Source organism: Pararhizobium sp. IMCC3301 (assembly GCF_030758315.1).
In the GTDB taxonomy this organism is placed as follows: Bacteria; Pseudomonadota; Alphaproteobacteria; order Rhizobiales.
The window spans coordinates 938,364-963,837 of record NZ_CP132336.1 but is presented as its reverse complement, the minus strand read 5'-3'; the positions used below and the strand labels follow the sequence as shown (position 1 = coordinate 963,837).

The 25,474-nt window shown below is 56.0% G+C and carries 25 protein-coding genes; 19 read left to right on the top strand and 6 right to left on the bottom strand.

The window, feature by feature from the left end; genetic code table 11:
- The first annotated feature begins 124 nt into the window (after positions 1-124).
- The gene (cckA, locus tag RAL88_RS04480) at positions 125-2,707 is read left to right on the top strand and encodes a cell cycle histidine kinase CckA (RefSeq protein WP_371932142.1); all 2,583 of its coding nucleotides are present in this window, start codon (positions 125-127) and stop codon (positions 2,705-2,707) included.
- 269 nt (positions 2,708-2,976) lie between these two features.
- On the opposite strand, the gene RAL88_RS04475 is transcribed toward cckA, so the two are convergent.
- Genes RAL88_RS04475 through RAL88_RS04465 form a run of 3 tightly spaced genes read right to left on the bottom strand, consistent with a single transcriptional unit; the run spans position 2,977 to position 6,255 of the window.
- A complete protein-coding gene (locus RAL88_RS04475) occupies positions 2,977-3,900 on the bottom strand; it encodes a pseudouridine-5'-phosphate glycosidase (RefSeq protein ID WP_306267527.1) in 924 nt (307 codons plus the stop codon).
- 9 nt (positions 3,901-3,909) lie between these two features.
- Entirely contained in the window at positions 3,910-4,917 is a 1,008-nt protein-coding gene (locus RAL88_RS04470) for a PfkB family carbohydrate kinase (protein ID WP_306267526.1), read from the bottom strand.
- A gap of 9 nt (positions 4,918-4,926) precedes the next feature.
- Complete coding sequence (locus RAL88_RS04465; RefSeq protein WP_306267524.1) at positions 4,927-6,255, bottom strand: extracellular solute-binding protein; 1,329 nt, start codon at positions 6,253-6,255, stop codon at positions 4,927-4,929.
- 114 nt (positions 6,256-6,369) lie between these two features.
- Here RAL88_RS04465 and RAL88_RS04460 point away from each other — a divergent pair, with 114 nt between their 5' ends.
- The 8 genes from RAL88_RS04460 to RAL88_RS04425 all read left to right on the top strand — a co-directional run bounded on the left by RAL88_RS04460 (position 6,370) and on the right by RAL88_RS04425 (position 16,008).
- On the top strand, positions 6,370-6,684 hold the full coding sequence (locus RAL88_RS04460) for a hypothetical protein (RefSeq protein ID WP_306267523.1): 315 nt from the start codon (positions 6,370-6,372) through the stop codon (positions 6,682-6,684).
- Between the two features lie 12 nt (positions 6,685-6,696).
- Positions 6,697-7,734 (top strand): LacI family DNA-binding transcriptional regulator, encoded by a 1,038-nt coding sequence (locus tag RAL88_RS04455; RefSeq protein WP_306267522.1) that lies wholly within the window; start codon positions 6,697-6,699, stop codon positions 7,732-7,734.
- A gap of 231 nt (positions 7,735-7,965) precedes the next feature.
- Entirely contained in the window at positions 7,966-9,057 is a 1,092-nt protein-coding gene (gene recA, locus RAL88_RS04450) for a recombinase RecA (protein ID WP_306267521.1), read from the top strand.
- A 312-nt stretch (positions 9,058-9,369) separates the two neighbouring features.
- Positions 9,370-12,021, top strand: coding sequence for an alanine--tRNA ligase (alaS, locus tag RAL88_RS04445; RefSeq protein ID WP_306267520.1), 2,652 nt, complete (start codon positions 9,370-9,372; stop codon positions 12,019-12,021).
- Positions 12,022-12,346: 325 nt separating this feature from the next.
- Entirely contained in the window at positions 12,347-13,459 is a 1,113-nt protein-coding gene (locus tag RAL88_RS04440; RefSeq protein ID WP_306267519.1) for a branched-chain amino acid ABC transporter substrate-binding protein, read from the top strand.
- Positions 13,460-13,526: 67 nt separating this feature from the next.
- Positions 13,527-14,507 carry a P1 family peptidase gene (locus tag RAL88_RS04435; RefSeq protein ID WP_306267518.1) on the top strand — a complete coding sequence of 327 codons (981 nt, stop codon included), beginning with the start codon at positions 13,527-13,529 and terminating at the stop codon, positions 14,505-14,507.
- Between the two features lie 84 nt (positions 14,508-14,591).
- Positions 14,592-15,272: a ribulose-phosphate 3-epimerase gene (rpe, locus tag RAL88_RS04430; RefSeq protein WP_306267517.1), complete on the top strand. Its 681-nt coding sequence runs from the start codon at positions 14,592-14,594 to the stop codon at positions 15,270-15,272.
- Positions 15,273-15,276: 4 nt separating this feature from the next.
- The gene (locus RAL88_RS04425; RefSeq protein WP_306267516.1) at positions 15,277-16,008 is read left to right on the top strand and encodes a DUF2259 domain-containing protein; all 732 of its coding nucleotides are present in this window, start codon (positions 15,277-15,279) and stop codon (positions 16,006-16,008) included.
- A 76-nt stretch (positions 16,009-16,084) separates the two neighbouring features.
- Here RAL88_RS04425 and RAL88_RS04420 read toward each other — a convergent pair whose 3' ends face one another.
- Positions 16,085-16,645 carry a cytochrome P460 family protein gene (locus RAL88_RS04420; RefSeq protein WP_306267515.1) on the bottom strand — a complete coding sequence of 187 codons (561 nt, stop codon included), beginning with the start codon at positions 16,643-16,645 and terminating at the stop codon, positions 16,085-16,087.
- A gap of 173 nt (positions 16,646-16,818) precedes the next feature.
- Between RAL88_RS04420 and RAL88_RS04415 the strand changes: the two genes are divergently transcribed.
- From RAL88_RS04415 to RAL88_RS04405, 3 genes are all read left to right on the top strand, one after another.
- Complete coding sequence (locus tag RAL88_RS04415; protein ID WP_306267514.1) at positions 16,819-17,181, top strand: hypothetical protein; 363 nt, start codon at positions 16,819-16,821, stop codon at positions 17,179-17,181.
- A gap of 82 nt (positions 17,182-17,263) precedes the next feature.
- Positions 17,264-18,598: an adenylosuccinate lyase gene (purB, locus tag RAL88_RS04410; protein WP_306267513.1), complete on the top strand. Its 1,335-nt coding sequence runs from the start codon at positions 17,264-17,266 to the stop codon at positions 18,596-18,598.
- A complete protein-coding gene (locus RAL88_RS04405) occupies positions 18,595-19,146 on the top strand; it encodes an alpha/beta hydrolase (RefSeq protein ID WP_306267512.1) in 552 nt (183 codons plus the stop codon). Before purB ends, RAL88_RS04405 begins: the two co-directional genes overlap by 4 nt.
- Positions 19,147-19,153: 7 nt before the next feature.
- Here RAL88_RS04405 and RAL88_RS04400 read toward each other — a convergent pair whose 3' ends face one another.
- Positions 19,154-19,921, bottom strand: a complete 768-nt coding sequence (locus RAL88_RS04400; RefSeq protein WP_306267511.1) for an HpcH/HpaI aldolase/citrate lyase family protein — start codon at positions 19,919-19,921, stop codon at positions 19,154-19,156.
- Positions 19,922-19,973: 52 nt separating this feature from the next.
- Entirely contained in the window at positions 19,974-20,297 is a 324-nt protein-coding gene (locus RAL88_RS04395; protein WP_306267510.1) for a DUF1476 domain-containing protein, read from the bottom strand.
- Between the two features lie 251 nt (positions 20,298-20,548).
- Between RAL88_RS04395 and purC the strand changes: the two genes are divergently transcribed.
- Genes purC through grxD form a run of 7 tightly spaced genes read left to right on the top strand, consistent with a single transcriptional unit; the run spans position 20,549 to position 25,452 of the window.
- The gene (purC, locus tag RAL88_RS04390) at positions 20,549-21,313 is read left to right on the top strand and encodes a phosphoribosylaminoimidazolesuccinocarboxamide synthase (RefSeq protein WP_306267509.1); all 765 of its coding nucleotides are present in this window, start codon (positions 20,549-20,551) and stop codon (positions 21,311-21,313) included.
- A 9-nt stretch (positions 21,314-21,322) separates the two neighbouring features.
- Positions 21,323-21,559: a phosphoribosylformylglycinamidine synthase subunit PurS gene (gene purS / locus RAL88_RS04385; protein ID WP_306267508.1), complete on the top strand. Its 237-nt coding sequence runs from the start codon at positions 21,323-21,325 to the stop codon at positions 21,557-21,559.
- Entirely contained in the window at positions 21,556-22,221 is a 666-nt protein-coding gene (gene purQ / locus RAL88_RS04380; RefSeq protein ID WP_306267507.1) for a phosphoribosylformylglycinamidine synthase subunit PurQ, read from the top strand. Before purS ends, purQ begins: the two co-directional genes overlap by 4 nt.
- Complete coding sequence (locus RAL88_RS04375; RefSeq protein ID WP_306267506.1) at positions 22,218-22,616, top strand: hypothetical protein; 399 nt, start codon at positions 22,218-22,220, stop codon at positions 22,614-22,616. The genes purQ and RAL88_RS04375 overlap by 4 nt, the downstream gene beginning before the upstream one ends.
- Positions 22,616-24,826: a phosphoribosylformylglycinamidine synthase subunit PurL gene (gene purL, locus RAL88_RS04370; RefSeq protein WP_306267505.1), complete on the top strand. Its 2,211-nt coding sequence runs from the start codon at positions 22,616-22,618 to the stop codon at positions 24,824-24,826. Before RAL88_RS04375 ends, purL begins: the two co-directional genes overlap by 1 nt.
- 33 nt (positions 24,827-24,859) lie before the next feature.
- Entirely contained in the window at positions 24,860-25,093 is a 234-nt protein-coding gene (locus RAL88_RS04365) for a BolA family protein (RefSeq protein ID WP_306267504.1), read from the top strand.
- Positions 25,094-25,116: 23 nt separating this feature from the next.
- The gene (grxD, locus tag RAL88_RS04360) at positions 25,117-25,452 is read left to right on the top strand and encodes a Grx4 family monothiol glutaredoxin (RefSeq protein ID WP_306267503.1); all 336 of its coding nucleotides are present in this window, start codon (positions 25,117-25,119) and stop codon (positions 25,450-25,452) included.
- Positions 25,453-25,474: the final 22 nt, after the last annotated feature.

The following is a 25,474-nucleotide window of genomic DNA, read 5'->3' as shown; positions in this document are numbered from 1 at the left end:
CCAAACGCACAATTTTCGTGACAGGAAGGGCATCTGCAAATAAGTCTCTTAAGGGTTGCGATTCATTGCAAGCAGCCAATGAGCCTGGATAAATGCCTGCAAGACATATGAAGCCCGGATTGTTGTGACACCCACTCGCGTAAATAACCAACCTGACCACAAGCGCCAGGATGCCGCCTCAAACAGCGCCGGCAGCGGTTCTACACGTCTCATGCGCCTGGCAACAGTTGTTGTCGTGCTCATTGTCAGTGTGGGCGCTCTGCTTTACGCACCGCCGGCCTATGCCGACCAGCTGGTCATGGGCTTTCTTGGATTGTTCGCCACGATAGGCATTCTGTGCCTGTTTCTCTGGGCTCTTGGCGTCTTGAACGACACCGCCGACAGCAGTGACAACAAACTCTCCAGATTGTTTGTCGATACTTTGGCAGAGGGCATCTGTGTCACCGATCATGCCGGGCGCATCATCTATGCAAATCCGGCTTACAAGCGGCTGACAGGCGCCGATAACGACGCCGCTTTGCGCAGTGTGGAAACGATTTTCAGCCGCGACCCGGATGCCGCAGACGCGATTTTCCGGCTCGGGCAGATCATTCAGGCCAATCAGGCTGCTGATGAAGAGGTGCGTCTGCCGGTATCCCTGAGCGCAGCAAACGGCATGAATGACCGCCAGACATTGCCCGGAAGTTCAAATGGCTACTGGTATAATGTGCAGGTCCGGCCGCTTCCTGTCGATGATGCGGCCCTGCCGCTGCAGGTCTGGCGCGTCTCGGACATCAGCCAGAACCGCAAGACCCAGGAGCATATTTTCCAGGAGTTGCAAACCGCAATTGATTATCTTGATCATGCGCCGGTCGGTTTTCTGTCAATCAATCCCGACGGACGGCTGGCCTATCTCAATGCGACCCTGGCTGAATGGCTGCAACTTGATATTGCCGAAGTTCGACCCTCTGATCTGCATCTGTTTGATCTTGTCGACAATCAGGCCGCCGGACATCTGCTGGCGGCGAATGGAACTTTGATCAAACCGGCCAGCGAGACCATTGATCTGGACTTCATGGATTCCAGCGGTAAAAGCGTGCCGGTACGGCTGGTGCATCACGTGCCGCAGGATGCCGACGGAGAGATCGGTGCCTCGCGCAGCGTGGTCATCAACCGCGCCCGCAGCGGTGATGCGTCGGACGCCCTGCGCGCTGCCGAAGTACGGTTCTCGCGGTTTTTCAACAAAACGCCAATCGCCATTGCGTCCGTCACCAGGGACCGCCGTCTTGGCCGCTGCAATGCGCGGTTTGTCAGACTGTTCGGGCCTGATTTTGTCGAAGGCCGTCAGGTCGATCTGGTCAACAGTGTGGTTGAACGGGACCGGCCGAACCTGCGTGCTGCGCTGACCGCCGCCATTAATGGCCGCTCCGGAATTGAGCCGATCGATGTCACGCTGGAGGGCGATGAGGAGTATTCCGCGAAAATTTATGTCAGCGGTGTGGAAGCCAATGATGACAATGAAGCGGCGATTATCTTCGCGCTGGAAACGACCGAACAACGCACCCTTGAAGAGCAGTTTGCCCAAAGCCAGAAAATGCAGGCCATCGGCCAGCTGGCTGGCGGTGTCGCCCATGATTTCAACAATGTGCTGACCGCAATTATCGGCTTTTCCGATCTCCTTCTGAACACTCACAAACCCTCCGATCCGTCCTTCCAGGACATCATGAATATCAAGCAGAATGCCAACAGGGCTGCCGGCCTGGTGCGCCAGCTGCTGGCATTTTCGCGCCGCCAGACATTGCGCCCGCAAGTGCTGCAGCTCAGCGATGTGATGAGCGAAGTTTCGGTGATGCTGGATCGGCTGCTCGGTGAGAAGGTATCGCTGGAAGTGCGTCATGGCCGCGATTTGTGGCCGGTCAAGGCCGATCTGAACCAGTTTGAACAGGTCATCATGAACCTGGCAGTGAACGCCAGGGATGCCATGCCGGAAGGCGGAACGGTGAAGGTCAAAACCCGCAATATGTCAGCGGAAGAAGCCGCTGCTTTGTCGCGTGCCGAGGTTCCAGCGGCTGAATTTGTTCTTATCGAAGTCTCTGATACCGGCACCGGCATGCCGGTTGAGGTTCTGTCAAAGGTGTTCGAACCGTTCTTCACCACCAAGGATGTGGGGCAGGGCACCGGGCTTGGTTTGTCGACCGTGTATGGCATCATCAAGCAGACTGACGGCTTCATTTATGTCGACAGCGAGGTTGGAAAAGGAACGACATTCCGCATCATGCTGCCGCGCCATGTTGAAAAAGAGGGCGAAGAACAGGTTGCAGAAATCAAGAAAACGCCGGAACATACCGATCTGACGGGCTCCGCCCGAATTCTGCTGGTGGAAGACGAAGAGGCGGTGCGGGCATTTGCTGCACGGGCGCTGGCATCGCGCGGCTACAAGGTTCATGAGGCCTCGACCGGCACTGAGGCACTGGAACTGATCGATGAAATAGACGAGCAGATTGACCTGGTTATTTCCGATGTGATGATGCCCGAAATGGACGGCCCGACCCTGTTGAAGAAACTCCGGGAGACCCAGCCGGATCTGAAGATCATTTTTGTCTCGGGCTATGCAGAAGACGCATTTGCAAAAAATCTGGGTGAGAATGATAAATTCTCATTCCTGCCCAAGCCCTTCTCGCTGAAACAGTTGGCCACTGCCGTGAAGGAAGTGCTGGACGACACTTGAGCGGTTAGAGCGCTTCACGGTTACATTGAAGCATTTGACCGGATTTGCGCGTTTGCTGGCGAGGCACACTTCGCGCCGTGGTCTTCATGACCACAAGCGGAGTGTAACGACGTCCGGCGGGCGTGCAAACCCGGCCTTCGGTGCTCCATATCAGCCCACCGGACAGCGTTAGCCAACTTGCCCGATGCCCTGCATCGCACTGCGTTGACTGCCTTGCCGATGAACTGATCTGGAGCATCAAATGGTTCAATGTAACCGTGAAACGCTCTCTAGAGTTCGGCGGCGATCCTGGCCGCCAGAACTGCATTATTCAGGACCAGCGCGATATTCGTTTCCAGGCTGCGGCCTTCGGTCAACTCGAAAATCCGCTGCAGCAGAAAGGGTGTCACCGCCTTGCCGCCGATACCGGCCGCGCGGGCCTCTTTCAGAGCGCGGGAAATCAAAGGCTCCAAAATCTGTTTGTCTATTTCGGCTGCTTCTGGCACCGGGTTGGCGACAATCACCCCACCGCTCTGTCCGAGCTGTTTTCTGATGCGCATGAAATCGGCGATCTGCTGCGGATGATCGAGCCGCAACGGTGATGCCAGACCGCTGTCGCGTGACCAGAAAGCGGGAAATCTGTCCGTGCCATAAGACAACACCGGAATGCCGAGCGTTTCCAGCACTTCCAGAGTTTTCGGAATATCAAGTATGGCCTTGGCACCGGCGCAGACAACCACAATTTCGGATTTCTGAAATTCACCAAGATCGGCGGATATGTCCATGCTCTCGGTTGCGCCGCGATGAACGCCGCCAAGCCCGCCGGTGGCGAAAACCTGAATACCGGCAAGCTGAGCGCAGATCATGGTTGCCGCCACGGTTGTTGATCCGGCTTCGCCCAGAACAAGCGCGTGGGCAAGGTCTGCCCGCGACAGTTTACGCACCTGTTTCAGATGCGCCAGTCGGTCAAGTTCTTCTGCCGACAGGCCGATCCGTATCGCGCCATCGAGAACGGCAATCGTCGCAGGTACGGCTCCGGCGTCCATTACGGTCTGCTCCACGGCATGTGCGGTCTCAAGATTTTGAGGCCAGGGCATGCCGTGGGTTATGATGGTCGATTCCAGAGCCACAACCGGCTGGCCTGCCGCCAGAGCTGTGGCAACCGGCCTGGATATTTTCAGGAGTCCTGACAGGGTCTGTTTCGGTGTGGACATGGACGTGATCTAGCTTTCTGCTGCTGTTTCATCAATGCTCTGCCAACTCAGCGCCGGACAGGTGTCTTCGGCTGCGATTGCAAGGCGGGCGGCGGCGTGGCCATAGTTCAAAATGTCGTCAGCGCTGGTATCCGGCCAGGTGCAGAGCGCGTAGAGGCAGGCGGCGGCATAGCTGTCGCCGGCCCCAGTCAAGCGCACCGCATGCCGGTCTGATCCGCCAGAGCTGCCAGAACTGCCAGAGCTGCCAGAATAGGGCAGCGGTTTTTGTCGCACAATCTGCAGGTTCTGGTCCGCCTTGCGCCGGGCCAGCGCGCTGCTGTTTGCGCCATCACTGATGATACAGAGCCGTAAGCCGGCATGGGCAAGTCCGGCAGCGGCATCCGGCGCGTCAGCATAGGCTGTTCCAGTCAGCGCCTGCGCCTCTTGCCTGTTGCAGATCAGGCCATCAATTTCTGGCAAAAGATCGGCAATTTTTGCCATTTTAGCGGGCGATACAGCCACGATATAAAGCGGGTTGCCTTGTTTCAATTCTGTCAGAAGTGTCAGCGCCTCCGGCGGTAAATTCGTGTCGGCAACCCAGTGCGAGCTGTACGCTGCCGCTGCCGCCATTTTCCGCACCCAACTGGCGTTCATATGCTCATGAAGTGCCATGTCGGCGAGGCCGGCAATGACATTGCCACCGGTGTCATGCATGACTGTATAAGTCGGGGTCACGCCATCTGGAATGACACTGCCGGAAATGATCGACAGGCCGTCCTGTGTCAGCCGCTGCCGCACGGTTTCAGCAGCGGCATCCTGAGCGAAGACAGATGCGAATTTTACACTTGCGCCGAAGGCGGCAAGATGCCGCGCGACATTTGATGCCACGCCGCCGACAGTCTGCTGCCAGTCGCCTGGATGAGACTGGCCTGGGTGAAACTGCGTCCTGAAGGTTCCGACACGGTCTATCAGGGCGCCGCCGAATACACAGAATGAAGCCGACAACGGGGCTTTTCCTGGATTGTTGGAAGTGGCCATGAACGGTTTCTAGCGCCAGCCGGAGCCCTTCAGCCGTTTCAGCCGGCGTTCCAGTATCGTCACATTTTCTTCCGCAGACCCGTTTGCAGACAAGGTGTTGTGAACTGCAGTCCAGAATTCATTGATGACCTCGTTGTAATTCTGCATGGTTGTGGCCGATGGCAACGGCACTGCATTTTCCAGAATGCTTTTCCAACGCCGGATGCCGGGTTGCACCGTGGTCACGTCAGGATCATTATACAGGGCAGTAATGGTTGGCAGCTTGCCCTGCTGGATTGCAAGTTGCTCCTGAACATCACTTGACGCAAGGAACAGGGCCAGTTCGGTCGCTTCTTGCGGATGCGGTGTATAGCGTGACACCGCCACATTCCAGCCGCCAAGGGTTGCAGCCGGGCTTGAACCGCCTTCGCCGATCGGCAGACTGGTCATTTCAACACGGTCCTTCAGCGCGGAATCATCGGCTCTACTGCGGCTGAATTCATCTGAATCTGCCCGCAGGAACACAGCATTTCCCGCATCCCAGACCTGTCTTGCTGCAGCTTCATCATAGTCAACAACTTCCAGAGGCACGACATCGCCAATCCAGGCCAGCACTTTCTTCAATGCTTCCGCTGCGCGTGTATTATTGATGGAGATGGTTCCGTCCGGTTCAACAATCTGGCCGCCGCCATGAGATTTGATCCACTCCAGGGCATTTGCCGCCAGGTCTTCTCCCGGGGCTCCGGCAAATACAAAGCCGACCATGTTCCTGTTGCCGCCGGCCCGCTCGGCTTCCTGGATGTTTCTGGCTGTGTCCACCATTTCCGTCCAACTGGCCGGCACGAAGGCGACGTGCTTTTCCAGAAGGTCCTTGCGATAATACAGCGCAGCCGCCTTGGCGAACATCGGCAGCGCGACCAACCTGCCATTGGCGGTTTGGGATTCGATGGTGGCTGGAAAATGCAATTGTATGATGTCTGCTGCTGGCTCGGCCAGATCAAGAAAATGCTCTGCCAGTTGCGGTGCCCAAGTAGTATCCGTCAGATAGACATCAATGTCCTCATTCTGGGCTGTCAGCCACAATGAATAGCGCTCGAACTGATCGTTGGTGTAGCGCGGCAGGGGAACGATGGTAACCGTATTGCCGGTGCGGTCTTCGAAAACTGCCAAATTGGACTTCAGGATTTGAAGATCACGGTCCTCAAACCCGGTCACAATCGACAGTTCAGCTGCCTGAGCCGACACGGATGCCAAGGTAAACGCGGATGCCAGGGTAAAAACAGATGCCAGGGTCAACACGGGGGCTGTAACAGTGGCAAAAACATAGGTGGCCGCCTGCATTGCAATGCGTAATCTCATCCACATTTCCTCTCGATTGTAGCTCTGCGGCTGCATGATTGCGTGTCCACTGGTATTTGCCAGGTCTCGTTGGCGTTCTCTATACAATGGTCTTCAGCCAATTGGGAGATTGTATTGCAGCTTTCTTTGCGCAAGGAGCCGGAGGTGGCCGTTGCATCATTGCTGGTGACAAGCCGAATATCTGCAAAATTGAGGCCACTGCTTTTAAAGCGCTTTGGCCATACTGTGGCATTTGCTGCCATTTTGCAGTATAACGGCTGGATTGCAGACAACCTCTTGTCCGTAAAACAAGCTGCGGATATTGCTCCGCAGTACATTTTGGCTGTTGATGGATTGCTCCAGGTCTTTTTCACTGGTAAATTGAAAGCGCTTTGGGCGATTATTACCGGCAGTCGGCGAGTCCGCCTGCACAAGCCCATCAGAACCTGAATATGTGAGCCCATGAATCTACGCGAATTGGCCGATCATCTAGGTCTGTCCCAGACGACAGTCAGCCGGGCCCTGAATGGCTATCCCGAGGTCAAGGAAGCCACACGTCTGCGGGTGGCAAAGGCCGCGAGCGACTTTGGCTACAGCGCCAACGCCAGTGCCAGACGGCTGGCAACCGGCCGCGCAGGCACCATTGGAATGCTGCTTACGGCCGATCAGAATTTGTTGCTGGATCCGCATTTTGTTGAATTTCTCGCCGGGGTGGGGCAGCATCTGGGCACCATGGATATCGATCTTCTGATTTCGGTCACGACCCAGGAAAAGGAACGGGAAGCCTATCGCCGGATTGTCCGGGACGGGCGGGTGGACGGCATCATTCTGTCGTCGCCGCGGATCCAGGATCACAGAGTGCAGGATCTGCTGGAAATGCAGTTTCCCTTTGTGCTGCATGGCCGTTCAGATGTGGAAGGGACTTATGGCTTTCTCGATATCGACAATGAGGGTGCATTTACCAGGGCGACAGGCTATCTGCTCGATCTTGGCCACCGCCGTATCGCTTTGCTGAACTACAGCCCCAAAGCCATGATGTTCGCCCGCCATCGCGAGCATGGCTACCGCAGGGCGCTGTCTGACCGGGGCGTGGAATTTGATGCTGCTCTGCTCTGTGACGGCCATATGAGCGAGGAAAACGGTTTCAGTTTCACCCGCGCCTTGCTCGATCTGCCCGAGCCGCCAACCGCGATTTTGTGTTCCAGCACCCTGATGGCGCTCGGCGCATCCCGCGCGGTTGAAAGCAGGGATATGCGGGTCGGCGAGGATGTGTCGCTGATTGCCCATGATGATGTGCTGCCGTTTCTCAAGGCGGACCACATGCGCCCGGCGCTGACCACGACACGATCCTCGATCCGTCTGGCCGGAACTGAAATCAGCAAAATGCTGTTGCAGCATGTGCGAAAACCGCAGGACAGACCGCAGCGCACAGTCTGGCCGGTGGAACTGGTGGTGCGGGATTCAACCGGACCGGCCCGGGGACTTGGGCACACCCGCTGACAGCGCAGTGGCCTGCCGTTTCGCCCGACAGGGCTGATTCCCTGTTCACAATCGAATTGAACCAGCGTTCGCACAACCGGAATGGGCAAAACCATTTTGGACAAAAATAGAACAAATCTGGAAAGTCAGTGTTTTGCCAATAAGATAATTGATTGTTGCCAAACCGGAACAAAACGTGTACGTATTTCAGAATTGCAACAACAGCGCGCGCATGAAACAAAGAAGGTTCCTATGATTAATTCGCTTAGAGTCGTCGACGGAGACGGAATGGAAAGTAAGACAAAAGCATTGGATGCCGCGCTCGGCCAGATAGAACGCGCATTCGGCAAAGGCTCAATCATGCGGTTGGGGCAGGATAATGTGGTGGAGATTGAAACAATCTCGACAGGCTGCTTGGGGCTGGATATTGCGCTGGGTGTCGGTGGTTTGCCGCGCGGACGTATCGTCGAGATTTATGGTCCGGAATCCTCGGGCAAAACTACCATGGCGCTTCATACCATTGCAGAAGCTCAGAAAATCGGCGGCGTCTGTGCCTTTATCGATGCCGAGCATGCTCTTGATCCTATCTATGCGCGCAAGCTGGGGATCAATCTGGACGATCTGCTGATCTCCCAGCCCGATGCCGGGGAGCAGGCACTGGAAATTGCCGATACGCTGGTGCGGTCTGGTGCGGTTGACGTGCTGGTGATCGATTCCGTTGCCGCTCTTACACCGCGCGCCGAACTGGAAGGCGAAATGGGCGATTCGCTGCCCGGCCTGCAGGCCCGCCTGATGAGCCAGGCATTGCGCAAGCTGACAGCCTCCATCTCCAAATCGAACACAATGGTTATCTTTATCAACCAGATCCGCATGAAGATCGGGGTGATGTTCGGCAGTCCGGAAACCACGACCGGCGGTAATGCACTGAAGTTTTATGCCTCGGTTCGCCTGGATATCCGCCGCATCGGAGCGATCAAGGACCGCGATGAGGTTGTCGGCAATCAGACACGTATCAAAGTGGTCAAGAACAAGCTCGCGCCGCCCTTCAAGCAGGTCGAATTTGACATCATGTATGGGTCCGGCGTGTCAAAAACCGGAGAATTGCTCGATCTCGGGGTGAAAGCGGGCATTGTCGAGAAATCCGGTGCCTGGTTCTCCTATGACAGCCAGCGTCTGGGGCAGGGTCGCGAAAACTCAAAACAGTTTCTTGCCGAAAATCCGGATATGGCCCAGGAAATTGAAACCGCAATCCGGCAGAATGCCGGGCTGATAGCGGGAAAGCTTCTGGATGATAAATCAGCCGACGATGATGAGGATGACAAGGGCGGTGCGTTAAGCGCTTAGCTTCCGGATTCAGTCTTCCAGTGAGGCTGGCAAAGCGGCGTGATGCGGTGCAGCAGGCGCGCTAACCCGGTCAACTAATCAGAATCATCATGAAACGATCTGAACGCCGCCCTTGAGGGGCGGCGTTTTCGTATTTTGCGCACCGCTCTGGCTGTCAGTCATCGCCTATGGACACATATTCACCTGATCGCTAAAACACCCGTCGATCTGAACTATCCTTGATCATGAGAAGGATGTGCCGAACCGGGCACGGTGCCGCAAGGCTGATCCGGCCGGTTTGCGCGCATCTTCGCAGTAAATGAAAGAAGTCCCATGGCTGGCGTCAATGAAATCCGCTCGGCATTCCTCAATTTTTTTGAGAAAAACGGTCATAAGATATTGCCGTCAAGTCCACTTGTGCCGCTCAACGACCCGACCCTGATGTTCACCAATGCGGGCATGGTTCAGTTCAAGGATTATTTTACCGGTGCTGCGAAATCTGATGTGCCACGGGCTGTTACCTCACAGAAATGCGTGCGCGCAGGCGGCAAGCACAATGATCTGGACAATGTTGGCTATACCGCACGCCACCACACATTTTTCGAGATGCTGGGCAATTTTTCATTCGGCGACTATTTCAAGGAAAAGGCGATCCATTATGCCTGGACGCTGATCACCGAGGAGTTCGGCCTGCCCAAGGACAAATTGCTGGTCACCGTCTATCACGAGGATGATGAGGCGTTCGATCTGTGGAAGAAGATCGCCGGGCTGCCCGATGACAGGATCATCCGAATTGCCACCCATGACAATTTCTGGGCCATGGGCGATACCGGACCCTGCGGCCCGTGTTCGGAAATCTTCTATGATCATGGCGAGGAGATCTGGGGCGGACCTCCCGGCAGCCCCGATGAAAACGGCGACCGGTTTATCGAGATCTGGAACCTGGTGTTCATGCAGTATGAACAGACAACTGCGGAGCAGCGCGTCGATCTTCCCAAACCCTCGATCGATACCGGGATGGGACTGGAGCGCATTGCCGCAGTATTGCAGGGTGTGCACAACAATTATGATATTGACCTGTTCAAAGCCCTGATTGCCGCCAGCGTTGAAGCAACGGGCGTTGCGGCGGATGACGCCCATCAATCCAGTCACCGGGTGATTGCAGACCATTTGCGGGCCACCAGTTTCCTGCTGGCCGACGGGGTCATGCCCTCCAATGAAGGACGCGGCTATGTGCTGCGCCGGATCATGCGGCGGGCCATGCGTCATGCCAGTCTGCTGGGGGCAGAAGACCCGTTGATTTACAAGCTGGTTCCGACCCTGGTGCGGGAAATGGGTCAGGCATTTCCCGAATTGCGGCGCGCCGAAGCGATGATTACCGAAACTCTGCGCATGGAAGAAGTGCGGTTCCGCACAACCCTGTCGCGCGGCCTGTCACTGCTGGATGATGCCAGCCGCACTCTCACTGCCGGCGACACATTTGACGGGCGCACCGCCTTTACGCTTTATGACACCTTCGGCTTTCCACTTGATCTGACCCAGGATGCGTTGCGGGCGCGGGAAATCAGCGTCGATACGGATGCATTCGATACCGCGATGGCGGAACAGAAAAGCCTCGCCCGGGCGAACTGGGCAGGCTCAGGGGATGCGGCCACCGAAAAGGTCTGGCTGGAGCTGGCGGATGAGCTGCCGCCGACCGAGTTTTTAGGCTATGAACAGGAAAAGGCCGAGGGGCAGCTGCTGGCGATTGTCAAGGATGGCCAGCGCGTCCAGAGCGCTGGCAGTGGCGACACGGTTCAGCTTGTGTTCAACCAGACACCATTTTACGCCGAATCAGGTGGTCAGGTCGGCGATCAGGGCGAAATCCTGATGGAAGGCCATAGCCGGATTCGCGTCAGCGATGTGCAGAAGAAGGCCGGCGGTCTGTTTGTCCATGAAGGCCGGATTAGCGATGGCGATCTGATTTCAACCGGCGACACCGGAGCGCTGCGCGTCGACACGGGGCGGCGTGCCGATATCCGCAAGAACCATTCTGCGACCCATCTGGTGCATGAAGCCCTGCGGCGCGTACTTGGGCCCCATGTCGCCCAGAAAGGGTCTCGTGTTGCCCCGGACGGTCTGCGGTTCGATTTTTCCCACCAAAAGGGTGTGTCGAAGCAGGAAATGTCAGAAATTGAGGCAATTGCGAATGACATTATTTTGCAAAGTGCACCGGTCTCGACACGGCTGATGGCGGTTGACGATGCCATTGCTGCCGGCGCAATGGCGCTGTTCGGAGAAAAATACGGCGATGAAGTGCGCGTCGTATCGATGGGCCGCAACACCGATCCCCAGGCAGATCAGGATATCTATTCTCAGGAACTGTGCGGTGGCACCCATGTTGCCAATACCGGCGAAATCGGGCTGGTGGTCGTAACTTCCGAAGGAGCCGTGGCTTCCGGTATAAGGCGCGTTGAAGCACTCACCGGAGCGGCAGCGCGGACCCATTTGAAACAGCAGGAACAGCGTCTGCAGGAGGTGGCCGAGGTCTTGAAATCGACCCCAGCCGACGCAGCCGCACGGGTTGAAGCTCTGATGGCAGAGCGCAAGCGGCTGGAAAAGGAACTGGCCGACGCTCGCGCCAAGCTTGCTTTGACCGGCCTGTCGGAAGCTGCGATCAACAAGGATGGTTTCAAATATGTCGGCCGGGTTGTCGATGGCGTCTCGCCCAAGGATTTGCGCGGCCTGGTCGATCAGGCGCGCCACAAGCTTGGCAGTTCGGTTGTTGTTCTGATCGCGCTGGCGGAGGATGGCAAGGCGGCAGCTGCGGTCGGCGTCTCGAAGGACATGACCGAGCGCTACAGCGCGGTGAATCTCGTCAAAATTGTGGCAGGTGCGCTGGGCGGACAGGGCGGCGGCGGTAAATCCGATCTTGCCCAGGCGGGCGGTCCGAACGGTTCTGATGCCCCTCAGGCTCTCGCGGCCGTTGAAGCCGCATTGGGTTAAGCTGGGTTAAAACTGTCAGTCTGCTCCGGTACCAGAACGGTGCAAACCGATAGAGAAGGGCAGATTTCCGGCACATTCAGATGATTGCTGATGTCGGCAGTGCAGTCATCCGGCCGCATTGTTTATAGCCGAGAAGAGCCGATGCGAGTGGGTTTGGTCGAGTATTCAGATCTCAGACTATCGCTCGTTAACTGTGCTTGACCGGAAAAACACTTTAAACAAAAATCAACTTTCAATTTTGTTCAATCTAAGTTTGAATGTGGGCCAGATGAGACATTTGTCTTTATCTTTCAAGGGAAGATTTTGTTCCTAAAGGAGTCTTGGAATGAAGAAATCATTTTTGACGGGCGTAGCGCTCGTTGCCGGTTTGTCTTTGGCCTCTGCGGTAAATGCACAGATTACAATCGCCACTGCCGGTCCGATGACGGGGCAATATGCATCCTTCGGTGAGCAGATGCGTACCGGTGCCGAGCAGGCCGTTGCTGATATCAACGCAGCAGGCGGTGTTCTTGGAGAACAGCTGGTTCTGGAAATCGGCGATGACGCCTGCGATCCGAAGCAGGCTGTGGCCGTTGCCAACCAGATGGCAGGCTCTGGCGTGGTGTTCATGGCAGGCCATTTCTGCTCAGGTTCGTCAATACCAGCCTCCGCGGTTTATTCTGAAGAAAGCATCATCCAGATTTCGCCAGCTTCGACAAATCCGAAGCTGACCGATGAGCGCCCCGGTGGTGCTGATGGCGGCATATATCGCGTGTGCGGCCGTGATGACCAGCAGGGTGCAACGGCCGGTGCCTATCTGAATGCCAACTTTGCTGGCAAGAAAGTGGCGTTTGTTCACGACAAGACCGCTTATGGCAAAGGTCTGGCCGATGCCACCAAAGCTGCGTATGAAGCCGGTGGCGGAACATCTGCACTTTACGAAGCCTATACTGCAGGAGAAAAGGACTACACAGCTCTGGTCACCAAGCTGAAACAGGAAGGCGTTGATGTGCTTTATGTCGGCGGCTACCACACGGAAGCCGGTCTGATGGTGCGTCAGATGCGCGATCAGGGCATGGATACGGTTCTGATGTCCGGCGACGCACTGGTCACAAACGAGTATTGGGCAATCACCGGTGATGCCGGCGAAGGCACTTTGATGACCTTCTCGCCAAATCCTGAAAACAATCCTGAAGCTGTCGAAGTTGTGAAATCGCTCAAAGATGCGGGCAAAACAACTGAAGGCTATGTGCTGTACACCTATGCTGCGATTCAGTCTTGGGCTCAGGCTGTCGAAACTGCCGGTTCAACAGATTACGACGCTGTCCGTGAAGCTCTGAATGCGGGAGATTTCAATACGGTTCTGGGCAGCTTGGCATTCGATGGAAAAGGCGACGTTTCCCTGCCGGGTTACGTGTTCTACGAATGGTCGAATGGTGAATACAATCAGATCAACTAATTCTGATCTGAATGTTTGAGAAAGGCCCGGTTGCAAAACCGGGCCTTTTTTGTGATTGAATGACTTTATGAAATCAGCTCTCGACACACTTCTGATCGGACACGCGGATGACAGTGCCATCCGCAGCGGTGTAACAGTCCTGCTGTGCCAGCGGCCAATGCTGGCCGCTGTCCATGTCATGGGTGCCGCGCCAGGCACGCGTGAAACCGAATTACTTGCGCCGGAAAATACTGTCAGCCACATAGATGCGATTGTGTTGTCGGGCGGTTCGGCATTCGGGCTGGACGCGGCCGGCGGTGTGGTCGAAGTGTTGCGCCAGCAAGGGCGGGGTTTCCGAGCGGGCGATCAGACCATCCCGATTGTCCCGGCAGCCATTCTGTTTGATCTTGGTAATGGCGGCAAAAAGGACTGGCACGGTCCGTCTCCCTATACAGCGCTGGGACGCGCGGCGATCAACTCGGCGGCAGAGACGTTTCAGATCGGCGGTGTCGGAGCCGGATTTGGTGCCACCACGGCTAATCTGCGCGGCGGGTTCGGCTATACTGAAACCCGCCTTGCCGACGGCGTCTTGGTATGCGCCTTTGTTGCAGTCAATGCTGTCGGTCAGGTCACGATGGGAGAGGGGCCGCATTTCTGGGCAGCGCCGTTTGAGCGTGACAGTGAATTTGGTGGTCGGGGCGCGCCAAATTTGACTCCGGACATCGCGAACGTCCGGGTCAAGACGCTACAAAAACGTGCACTCACCGCAGTTGAAAATACCACAATTGGGGTAATTGCCACAAACGCGACACTTACCAAAGGGCAGGCCAAGCGCCTCGCCATCAGTGCCCATGACGGCTATGCTCGCGCCATCTGGCCCTGCCACACGCCGATGGACGGTGATGTGGTGTTCGCTCTGTCGAGTGAGGAGCGGCCCGCGACGGACCAGTTGCTCCTCAACGCGGCTTCCGCCAGCACCATGGCGCGCGCCATCGCCATTGCCGTATACGCAACGGCTCCCCGCAAAGACGACACATTGCCAAGCTGGCAGGCAAAGTTTGGGGCCTGAGATGGCATCACATTGTCTGTTGCGAGTTGCTGTGTTACGCCGCCTCCATGCTGTTTTCGACACAATGTCACCCAGGATTGCCTCATGCCCCGTCCCGTATTGATTGCGCCTTCCATTCTTGCTGCTGATTTTTCCCGATTGGGCGAGGAGGTACGGGCCATTGACGAGGCGGGCTGCGACTGGGTGCATGTCGATGTGATGGATGGTCATTTTGTGCCGAACATTTCGTTTGGCGCGATTGCGGTTGAGGCTGTCCGGCCGGTCACCAAAAAAGTGCTGGATGTGCATCTCATGATCGCACCGTGCGATCCCTATCTGGAACAGTTTGCAAAAGCGGGCGCCGATATCATCACCGTTCATGCCGAAGCCGGGCCGCATCTTGACCGGTCCTTGCAGGCAATTCGCGATCTTGGAAAAAAGGCCGGCGTATCACTCAATCCGGGCACACCGGAAAGTGTGCTGGACTATGTGCTGGACCGGCTCGACCTCATACTGGTGATGAGCGTCAATCCAGGCTTTGGCGGGCAGGCCTTTATCCCAGCGGTGGCCGACAAGGTGCGTCGCATAAAAGCCATGATTGGAGACCGGAATATTGATCTGGAGGTGGACGGTGGAATGACGCCGCAAACCGCCCCGCTGATGGCTGCCGCCGGTGCCAATGTATTCGTTGCCGGTTCCGCAGTTTACACGGGAGAGGGAGTTGCTGGCTATCGCAGCAACATCACTGCCATCCGCGACGCTGCGGAGGCTGCACAAAAGGACTGACTGCATGAGTTCCATCAAGAGTTTGTTCAATAGTGTTCTTGCCATTGTGGCCGCATCGTTTGTTTCTGCCGCATATGCAGGCACGTTGGCGGAACTCGGATCCACCGGTTTTTCCGATGATGGCGCCTATTTTGCGTTCGAGCAGTATGGCATTCAGGATGGCTCCGGCTTTGCCTTCGCCAGCATCACCATAGTGGATGTGAAAACCGATTCCTGGGTACCAGGGACACCGGTCAAGGTCCGGCTCGATGATGAAACCCTGTCGCCCGGTCAGGCGCGCAGCGCCGTGCAGAAACAGGCATCTGGTCTGTTGGCGAAATATGGCGTGAAATCTTCCAATGGCGTTCTTGTCGTGCATAATCCGGCGAGCGAATTGTCGGCGGATCCGGAAAATGTTCGGTTTCTGCCGGTGAAATCCACCATGCAAAGCGGAGCGCCGATTGAGGTTCAGCTGGATACATTCAAAATGTCTGCCGGCGCGGACTGCGAGGTTCACGGACAGACTTTCGGCTTCCGGCTGCTATTGTCGGTCCCCGGCAAAGTTCGGATACTGCATGAAGATTCCAGAATTCCGAAAAGCCGTGGCTGTCCGCTGGCCTATCGCATCGACCAGGTCTATACGCACAGGCTTCAGAATGGAGATTTTGTTCTCGCCATTATGCTGGTCATGAACACACCGGGTTTTGAAGGGCCGGATGGCAATTATCTTGCCTTCACCACACCGATGAGCTGGTAAATACTGGCATCCGGATTGATATCGGCTTTTCAGGCAAGCCGACAGCCGCCCGGCGGAGTCGAATTGCCTGAAGAAGCTATTTTATAGCATTGGTCGTAAACAGATAATCGTCTTCTGCGGCATGGCAGGCAATACAGCCGGCTGTGTCGTTGCCTTTGACCACACGGCCTGCCAGTTGCATGCCCGCTGGATTTTTGTCGAGTGATCCGTCCGGCAGATATTTCGCCCAGAACCAGTTCTTGTTTTCTGCATCATAGCCATCTTCACGTTTGAACATCACGGTGATCGCGGCCAGATGTTCGACGCCGTTTTCCTGGGCCTGTTCAACCGATACGCCTTCGGGGCCATAATTGCGCTTGATCACGAGGTCGCCGGTGTGACCGTCGATGGTGGCTTTCGTATAGAAGGTTTCAAGAACAAATCCGTGGGGCTCGATACCCTTATAGGGAAGCGTGCGAATGGCGCCATCGCCCGCCATATTGGCATCCACCATTGCGGTCCAGAGTGAGGCAGCATAGCTGGTGTCTTCCTCATTGCCAAACGGTGCCATCTGACCGACAGAAAGGGTCGCCGTTAAGCCCACGCCCAATGCAAGGGCAATTCCGGTGGCGGTCATTCCAAATGTCTTCAGCTTCATGTTCTTTCTCCCTATTGCGGCGGAATACGCCATGGTGAGACACTAGCGATCAAGCGAACACGGTATAATTCAAACATTCTCACATTCGTGTGTTGTGCCGCCCGTTGCATTGAAAACAGCGGATGTTCAACGCATGCTTGGGTCAGCAAAACAGGTTTTCAGGAATTGTTGTCATGCGCTGGTTGCTCTTGTTCATCGCCGCTCTTATTGCCGGTCCGGCTATGTATCTTCTGTATCTGTATGTTTTTCCGCTGCAGGGGGCCACTTTCTCCGCGTCGCGGATCTGCGTCACGAATCAGAGCGGGCAGGCTCTGATTGTCTCGGCCGGGGCAGATGCCGGTGCCGAAAATTCCGCCCGACTGGAAGATGGCGAGCGGCTCTGCGCGCCGTCGACGACTGAAAACGACACGGGCACTGTCAGGGTGTTTGAAAGCGAAGATGCTGTGGAAGGCTGCTCCCGGCTTGCCAAGGCCGGACAGGAGGAGCGCCTGCTACGCTACAGCTCTTTTGATAATTGTGAATGGGCCGATGGCTGAAAGACTCCTGTGTTTAGGAATTGAGGCGGACCGCAGGCTCTGTTAGGAAACTCCGAGACTTTGCTAATGACAGGACCTTTCCATGATTCCCCGCTATTCCCGACCTGAAATGGTTGCAATCTGGTCGCCGGAAACCAAATTCCGCATCTGGTTTGAAATTGAAGCGCATGCTTGCGACGCGCTGGCCGGGTTGGGAGTGATCCCGCAAAGCGCCGCCCGCACGATTTGGGAAAAGGGCGGTTCGGCGACGTTTGACGTTGCAAGGATTGACGAGATCGAGCGGGAAACCAAGCATGACGTTATCGCATTCCTGACCCATCTGGCGGAAATTATCGGCCCAGATGCGCGCTTTGTCCATCAGGGCATGACGTCTTCCGATGTGCTGGACACCTGCTTCAGTGTGCAACTGACACGGGCAGCCGATCTGCTGCTGGCGGATATGGACGGCCTGCTGGATGCTCTCAAGAAGCGTGCCTTCGAGCACAGGATGACGGTCTGCATCGGTCGCTCTCATGGCATTCACGCGGAACCTGTGACCTTCGGGCTGAAGCTGGCCGGCGCTTATGCCGAGTTTGCCCGCTGCCGGGACCGGCTGGTGGCAGCCCGGGCGGAGATTGCGACATGTGCCATTTCCGGAGCCGTTGGAACCTTTGCTCATATTGAACCGGCGGTCGAAGAACATGTGGCGCAGGCCATGGGTCTGACGCCAGAGCCGGTCTCAACCCAGGTGATCCCGCGTGACCGCCATGCCATGTTCTTTGCTACGCTTGGAGTGATCGCCTCGTCGGTTGAACGGCTGTCCACGGAAATCCGGCATCTGCAGCGCACCGAAGTTCTGGAAGCCGAGGAGTTCTTTGCACCGGGCCAGAAGGGCTCATCCGCGATGCCGCATAAACGGAACCCGGTCCTGACCGAGAACCTCACCGGGCTTGCCCGCATGGTACGAAGCTATGCCCTGCCGGCCATGGAAAATGTGGCGCTCTGGCATGAGCGCGATATCTCGCATTCTTCGGTGGAACGGATGATCGGTCCCGACGCGACCATTACTCTGGACTTTGCGCTTGCCCGCCTCACCGGCGTTGTCAACAAGCTGCTGGTCTATCCGGAACGCATGCTGGCCAATGCGGAAGCTATGGGAGGCCTGATCTTTTCACAACGCATCCTGCTGGCGCTGACACAGGCCGGCATGTCGCGGGAGGATTCTTATCGCCTGGTGCAGCGAAATGCGATGAAGGTCTGGGATACCTATCAAGCCCGCAAACCGGTCGCCGCCGATCAGTTTATGCAGGAATTGAAACGAGATGAAGAAGTGCGCCAGGCGCTCAGTGCGGATCAGATTGAAAGCGAATTCAACATGCAGACCCACACCCGCCATGTCGATACGATTTTCGGCCGTGTCTTCGGGCAGGGCGCATGAAAACCAGTGATCTCGATATTCTGATCCTTCCAGGTCTTGGTGGCGGGACCGAAAATCACTGGTATCACCGCTGGAACGGCAAACTTAAAACAGCGCGCATTGTCGACCAGAGCGAGTGGCACAAGCCAGACAAGGACCGCTGGGTCGACACCATAGTCAGCGCGACAAAGTCAGCCGACAGGCCGGTGTTCATCATCGCTCATGGCCTTGGCGCAATTGCGCTTGCCCATGCGACTACCCAATTGTCCAAGGCGAATGTGGTCGGGGCATTTCTGGTGGCGGTTCCGGACCTTATATCGGTGCAGCATCTGATCCCTGAAACGTCTCAATTTCTGCCGGTTCCAAACGCGCCATTGCCATTTCCCTCGCTGATGGTAGCGAGCCGGAATGACCCCTACAGCACATATGAGAAGGCGGAAGGCACGGCGCTGGATCTTGGTTCGTTGCTGGTTGATGCGGGCGAACATGGCCATATCAATGACGAGAGTGGTCACGGACCATGGCCAGAGGGCCTTATGGCGCTGTCAAAATTCCTCAACCGGATTTGAAGGCTGATCAGTCGGCAATCTCGGCAAGCAACGCTGTCGCGCCGCGTGCAATGATGTTGCTGTCCATATTCAGCGCGAACATGCGGTAACCCATGGACCGGGCCAGCTTCAGCTGTTCCGGCAGAAAAGTGAAAATACAGGGAATTTTACCGGCGGCAATCGTGCGCTCGGCAATCTCCTTGATGACATCGATGGTCCTGTCGCCAAACTGTCTGATCTCTTCTCCGTTGGTGAAGGTTACCGACACATCGGATGGCCCGACAAAGATGCCGTCAATCCCGTCGACAGCAAGAATGGCGTCCAGATTGTCAAGGGCTTCGCGGGTTTCGATCATGGCGATCGCGAGGGATTCATTATTTGCCTTTGGCAGGTAGCTGTCCGGGCCGGAGTGGCCTGAAATCAGTATGGCCCGTGCAGGCCCCCAGCTGCGTCCACCCACCGGCGGGAATTTCGTGGCAGCGGCGAAGGCCTTGGCATCTTCTGGCGTATTGATCATGGGGGCGATCACAGCGGCAGCGCCCATATCCATCACCCGGCTGGCAGTACCCCATTCTCCGACGGGAATGCGAACTATGGCGCGTTTGCCCAGCATCTTGCAGGCTGTCACCGTGGCCAGAATACTGGCAATGTCGTGGAACCCGTGCTGCATATCCAATGTCACGGTCGGATAGCCGGCATTCAGCAGTGCTTCGCTCACGAGGGGATGGGGAATACCGCTCCACGCTGTGATGATTTCCTTGCCGGATTTAAGATCAGATACGAAATCATGTGTCATAAATAACATGCCAATGCTTTAATGTGTCGATACTTCTGATTTTGAGCGAGTGTTATTTGGCATCTTCGATCTGTTTGATAGCTTCGCCCATAAGCATCAGCATTTTCTCCCGCAGTTCCTGGTCCGACAGGGTCACTCCGGCTTCATCGAAATCAGCCCGTACTTTGCGGAAAACGTCCTCGTCGCCCGGCTCGTCAAAATCCGACGCGACAACTGCATTGGCGTATTGAGCGGCCTTTTCTTCGGCAAACCCGAGTTTTTCTGCAGCCCAAAGGCCAAGCAGCTTGTTTCTGCGCGCTTCTGATCTGAATCGAAGCTCTTCATCGTGGGCAAATTTGTTTTCATATGCGTCTTTGCGACGGTCAAAAGTGGTCATATCGATTCTCTCCGCGGCAGTAATTCCGGTGCGATCGCTGAATTATCTGTCCTGCATATCGTTGCCGGACCGTTGTCCGCAAGAGACAATGATCGAATTCCCAGCAAAAGTTTGAAAATACTGCCTCTTCGCATCGGCCATTTGCGGCTCGGCGATTGTCACTGGCCGGTGTTTCCTCTAGTGTCGCGGCAAATCATTGAAGCGGATATCGTTGCGATGGCCGCCCTTTTTTCCTTACAGGCTACAATCATATGAACCGTCGACGCCGTATTTACGAAGGCAAGGCAAAAATCCTCTATGAGGGCCCGGAACCGGGAACTCTGATTCAGCATTTCAAAGATGATGCGACCGCGTTCAATGCCAAAAAACACGAAGTGATTGATGGCAAAGGTGTGCTGAACAACCGGATTTCCGAGCATATTTTCGAAAACCTCAACCAGATTGGCATTCCGACGCATTTTATCAAACGGCTCAATATGCGCGAGCAACTGATACGTGAAGTGGAAATCATTCCGCTGGAAGTTGTGGTGCGCAATGTGGCGGCCGGTTCAATCGCCACCCGTCTGGGTCTGGAAGAGGGCACGGCGCTGCCGCGTTCGATCATTGAGTTTTATTACAAGAATGATGAGTTGAATGACCCTTTGGTCTCAGAGGAGCATATCACCGCCTTCGGCTGGGCGGCGCCGCCTGAAATCGATGACATCATGTCGATGGCCATCCGCATTAATGATTTTCTGGCCGGCCTGTTCATGGGCGCCGGTATCCAGTTGATTGATTTCAAGATTGAATTCGGCCGGCTATGGGAAGGCGAGATGATGCGTATCATTCTGGCCGACGAGATTTCGCCCGATTCCTGTCGCCTTTGGGATGCAAAAACCAAAGACAAGATGGACAAGGACCGGTTTCGCCGCGATATGGGCGGCATGCTGGAAGCCTATCAGACCGTGGCCCGCAGGCTTGGAATCCTCAATGATAATGAACGTCCCCATGGCTCCGGCCCGGTTCTGGTGAAATAGGTCGGATTTATGAAAGCTCGCATTTTTGTCACGCTGAAAAATGGCGTGCTGGATCCCCAGGGCCACGCTATTGAGGGCGCACTTGATGCACTGTCGTTTCAGGGCGTCCGCTCGGTGCGCCAGGGCAAGGTGTTTGATGTCGAACTCGACACTGACAATGCTGATGCAGCCCGTGCCGAACTGACTGCGATTTGTGAAAAGCTGCTCGCCAACCCTGTTATCGAGGACTTCGAAATCAACCTATGAAATCAGCGGTTATTATATTCCCCGGGTCCAATCGTGACCGGGATATGATCAAGGCACTGGAAGATATCAGCGGGCAGAAGCCAGCATGGGTGTGGCATCAGGAAACCACTATTCCGGATGTCGACCTGATTGTCTTGCCGGGCGGATTTTCCTATGGCGATTACCTGCGGGCCGGTGCAATTGCCGCCCGTGCGCCGGTGTTGCGGGATTTGCAGCGGCACGCTGCACGCGGAACCCGGATTCTGGGGGTCTGCAATGGTTTTCAGATTCTGACCGAGGCCGGATTTCTGCCTGGCGCGCTGATGCGCAATGCCGGGCTCAATTTTGTCTGCCGAACCGTTCAACTGGTGGCAACCAACACCGCCACGGTGTTTTCGCAACACTATCGGCAGGGCGAGAGTTTTCCCTGTCCGGTGGCCCATCATGACGGAAATTATTTTGCCGATGCGCGCACGCTGGACGAACTGGAAAGCAATAATCGGGTGGTTTTCCGCTATGCGGACGGAACCAATCCGAACGGATCACTGAACGATATTGCCGGCATCATCAATGCAGATGGCACGGTCATGGGCCTGATGCCCCACCCGGAAAATCTGATTGAAAATCTTCATGGCGGCGTCTCCGGACGCGGCATTTTCACCAGCCTGCTGGAGGCAGCATGACACGAGTAGCGTTTTCCCTGTCCGCCCCGTTATTGGCCCTGTTGCTGGGGGGATGCATTCAAACGCAGACCTCTCAACCGGAATCGGGACCCAAATATGAACTTGCGACGCTGGTAAGCGGACAGATCCGTAAATGCTGGTTTGGTGCCGGCGGTTCCGGCTTCTCCGCCTATGCGGCCGAGAGTGATATCAATCCGCAATTCAAGCGCGCCAGAATTCTGCTGCTGCCAAAGGACGATCTGGAGGCAAAACCACTTCTCGTCATTGAAGCTGTCAACAAGAATGCCAGCCGCGCCACCATTTCCGCCTACGGTCCCATGATGCAGGGCGCTCAGGGCAACCGGATTACTGCGGATTTGAATCGTTGGACCAGCGGATCACAGGCCTGCAGCTGATGTCGAAATCATTTGACAACAACGCTCCCATCTCATCGGAGCTGGTGGAGAGCCATGGCCTGAATTCAGAGGAATATGACCGTATTCTGGAACTCACCGGCCGCACGCCGACACTGACGGAACTGGGCATTTTTTCGGCGATGTGGAATGAGCACTGCTCTTACAAATCTTCGAAAAAATGGCTGAAAACCCTGCCGACGACCGGGCCTTGCGTGGTGTATGGCCCTGGTGAAAACGCCGGTGTGGTCGATATCGGTGACGGTCAGGTTGCGGTGTTCAAGATGGAAAGCCACAATCATCCCTCATTCATTGAGCCCTATCAAGGTGCGGCCACTGGTGTGGGCGGCATTCTGCGCGATGTCTTTACCATGGGTGCGCGGCCGATTGCTGCGATGAATGCCTTGCGGTTTGGTGCGCCGGAACACGCAAAAACACGCCATCTTGTGGCCGGTGTGGTGTCCGGAATTGGCGGCTACGGGAATTGCTTCGGTGTTCCGACCGTGGGTGGGGAAGTGAATTTCCATGCGCGCTATAATGGCAATATTCTGGTCAACGCCTTTGCTCTGGGCGTTGCCCGCCGCGATGGGATATTCACCTCGCAGGCGGAAGGGGTCGGTCTGCCGGTGGTTTATCTGGGAGCAAAAACCGGACGCGATGGCGTTGGCGGCGCGACCATGGCATCCGCTGAATTCGATGACCAGATCGACGAAAAACGGCCGACTGTGCAGGTTGGCGATCCGTTCACCGAAAAATGTCTCCTGGAAGCCTGCCTTGAGTTGATGGCGAGCGGCGCGGTGATTGCCATTCAGGACATGGGTGCCGCCGGTCTGACCTGTTCTGCGGTTGAAATGGGTGCCAGTGGCAATCTCGGCATTTCGCTCGATCTCGACAAAGTTCCCTGCCGCGAAGAGCACATGAGCGCTTATGAGATGATGCTGTCGGAAAGCCAGGAACGCATGTTGATGGTTCTGGAACCCGACAAACAGGCGGTAGCCGAAGCTATTTTCACCAAATGGGGTCTGGATTTCGCAATTGTCGGCCAGACCACCGATGATCTGCGCTTCAAAATCCACCATCACGGGGAATTGGTCGCCGATCTGCCGATCAAGCAACTCGGCGACGAGGCACCGGAATATGACCGGCCCTGGGTTGTGCCGCGGGTCCAGGCGCCTTTGTCGGTGATACCCGTTCTGGAAGATCCGATTGCAGCCCTGTTAACGATGATCGGCTCGCCGGATATGGCGTCCAAACGCTGGATCATAGAACAATATGACTGCCTCATTCAGGCCAACACCGCCCAATTGCCGGGCGGAGATGCCGGTGTGGTCCGGGTGGAGGGCACCCGCAAAGCTCTGGCCATGACCAGTGACGTGACACCGCGCTATTGCGAAGCAGACCCCTATGAGGGCGGAAAACAGGCTGTCGCTGAAGCCTGGCGCAATTTGACCGCAGTGGGGGCAACGCCGCTGGCGATTACCGACAATCTCAACTTCGGCAATCCCCAGCGCCCGGAAATCATGGGCCAGTTCGTGCGTGCGATCGAAGGTATCGGCGAGGCCTGCAGAGTACTGGAGTTCCCGGTGGTTTCGGGTAATGTGTCGTTGTATAATGAGACCAACGGACAAGGCATTCTACCAACACCGACCATTGGCGGTGTCGGTCTTCTGGCGGACTGGACGAGTATGGCGCGGCTTGCCTTTGCCGGTGATGGGGATGCCATTTTGCTGATCGGTAAAACGGGCGGCCATCTGGGTCAGTCGATCTATCTGCGCGAAGTGCACGGCCTTGAACTGGGTCCGGCTCCAACGGTCGATCTGGAGTGCGAACGCCGGAACGGCGATTTTGTCCGCTCGCAAATTCAGCAGGGCCAGATTTCTGCATGTCATGATATTTCCGATGGCGGTCTGCTGGTTGCACTGGCGGAAATGGCCATGGCTGGTGGCAAAGGGGCGGCCCTCACGGGTCTGGAAGCTGACAGCGCCGATATGCTGTTCAGTGAAGATCAGGCGCGCTATATCATGACTGCCCGCCCGGAGCATGTGGAGACTATCCTTTCGGGCGCGGCTAAAGCGGGCGTTCCAGCCATTCAGATCGGGATTGTCGGCGGGAATGAATTGAAACTCGACGACAAGCACTCCATATCTGTACAATCGCTGAAGCAGACACATGAAAGCTGGTTGCCGGATTATATGTCTGGAACAGGAGTTTGATGTTTTGCATCACGGGTGAAAGGTGTCCTGCAAATGCCAATGAATGCCAATGATATTGAAGTCATGATCAAGGCCGCGTTACCGGATGCGGCAATCACGATCCGGGATCTCGCCGGCGATGGTGATCATTATGCCGCCGAAATTGTATCAGAGAGTTTTCGCGGCAAAACCCGGGTACAACAACATCAGATGGTTTATCAGGCCCTGCAGGGAAATATGGGCGGCGCATTGCATGCGCTGGCGCTGCAGACCAGTGCGCCAGAATAAAAACAGAAATCAGGAGCTTTTCAATGAGTGATATAAACAGCTGGATAGACAGCGAAGTGAAATCCAGCGATGTGGTGCTCTTCATGAAGGGCACTCCGAATTTTCCGCAATGCGGTTTTTCCGGCCAGCTTGTGCAAATTTTGGATTATCTGGGGGTCGACTACAAGGGCATCAATGTTCTGGAAAACGAAGATCTGCGTCAGGGCATCAAGGATTATGCCCAGTGGCCGACCATTCCCCAGCTCTATGTCAAGGGCGAATTTGTCGGCGGCTGCGACATTGTCCGGGAAATGTTTCAGGCCAAGGAACTTCAGACCCATATGAAAGATGCCGGAATCGTGGTGCGCGAAAGCGCATAAGCGGATTCAGTGCAGTTCTATA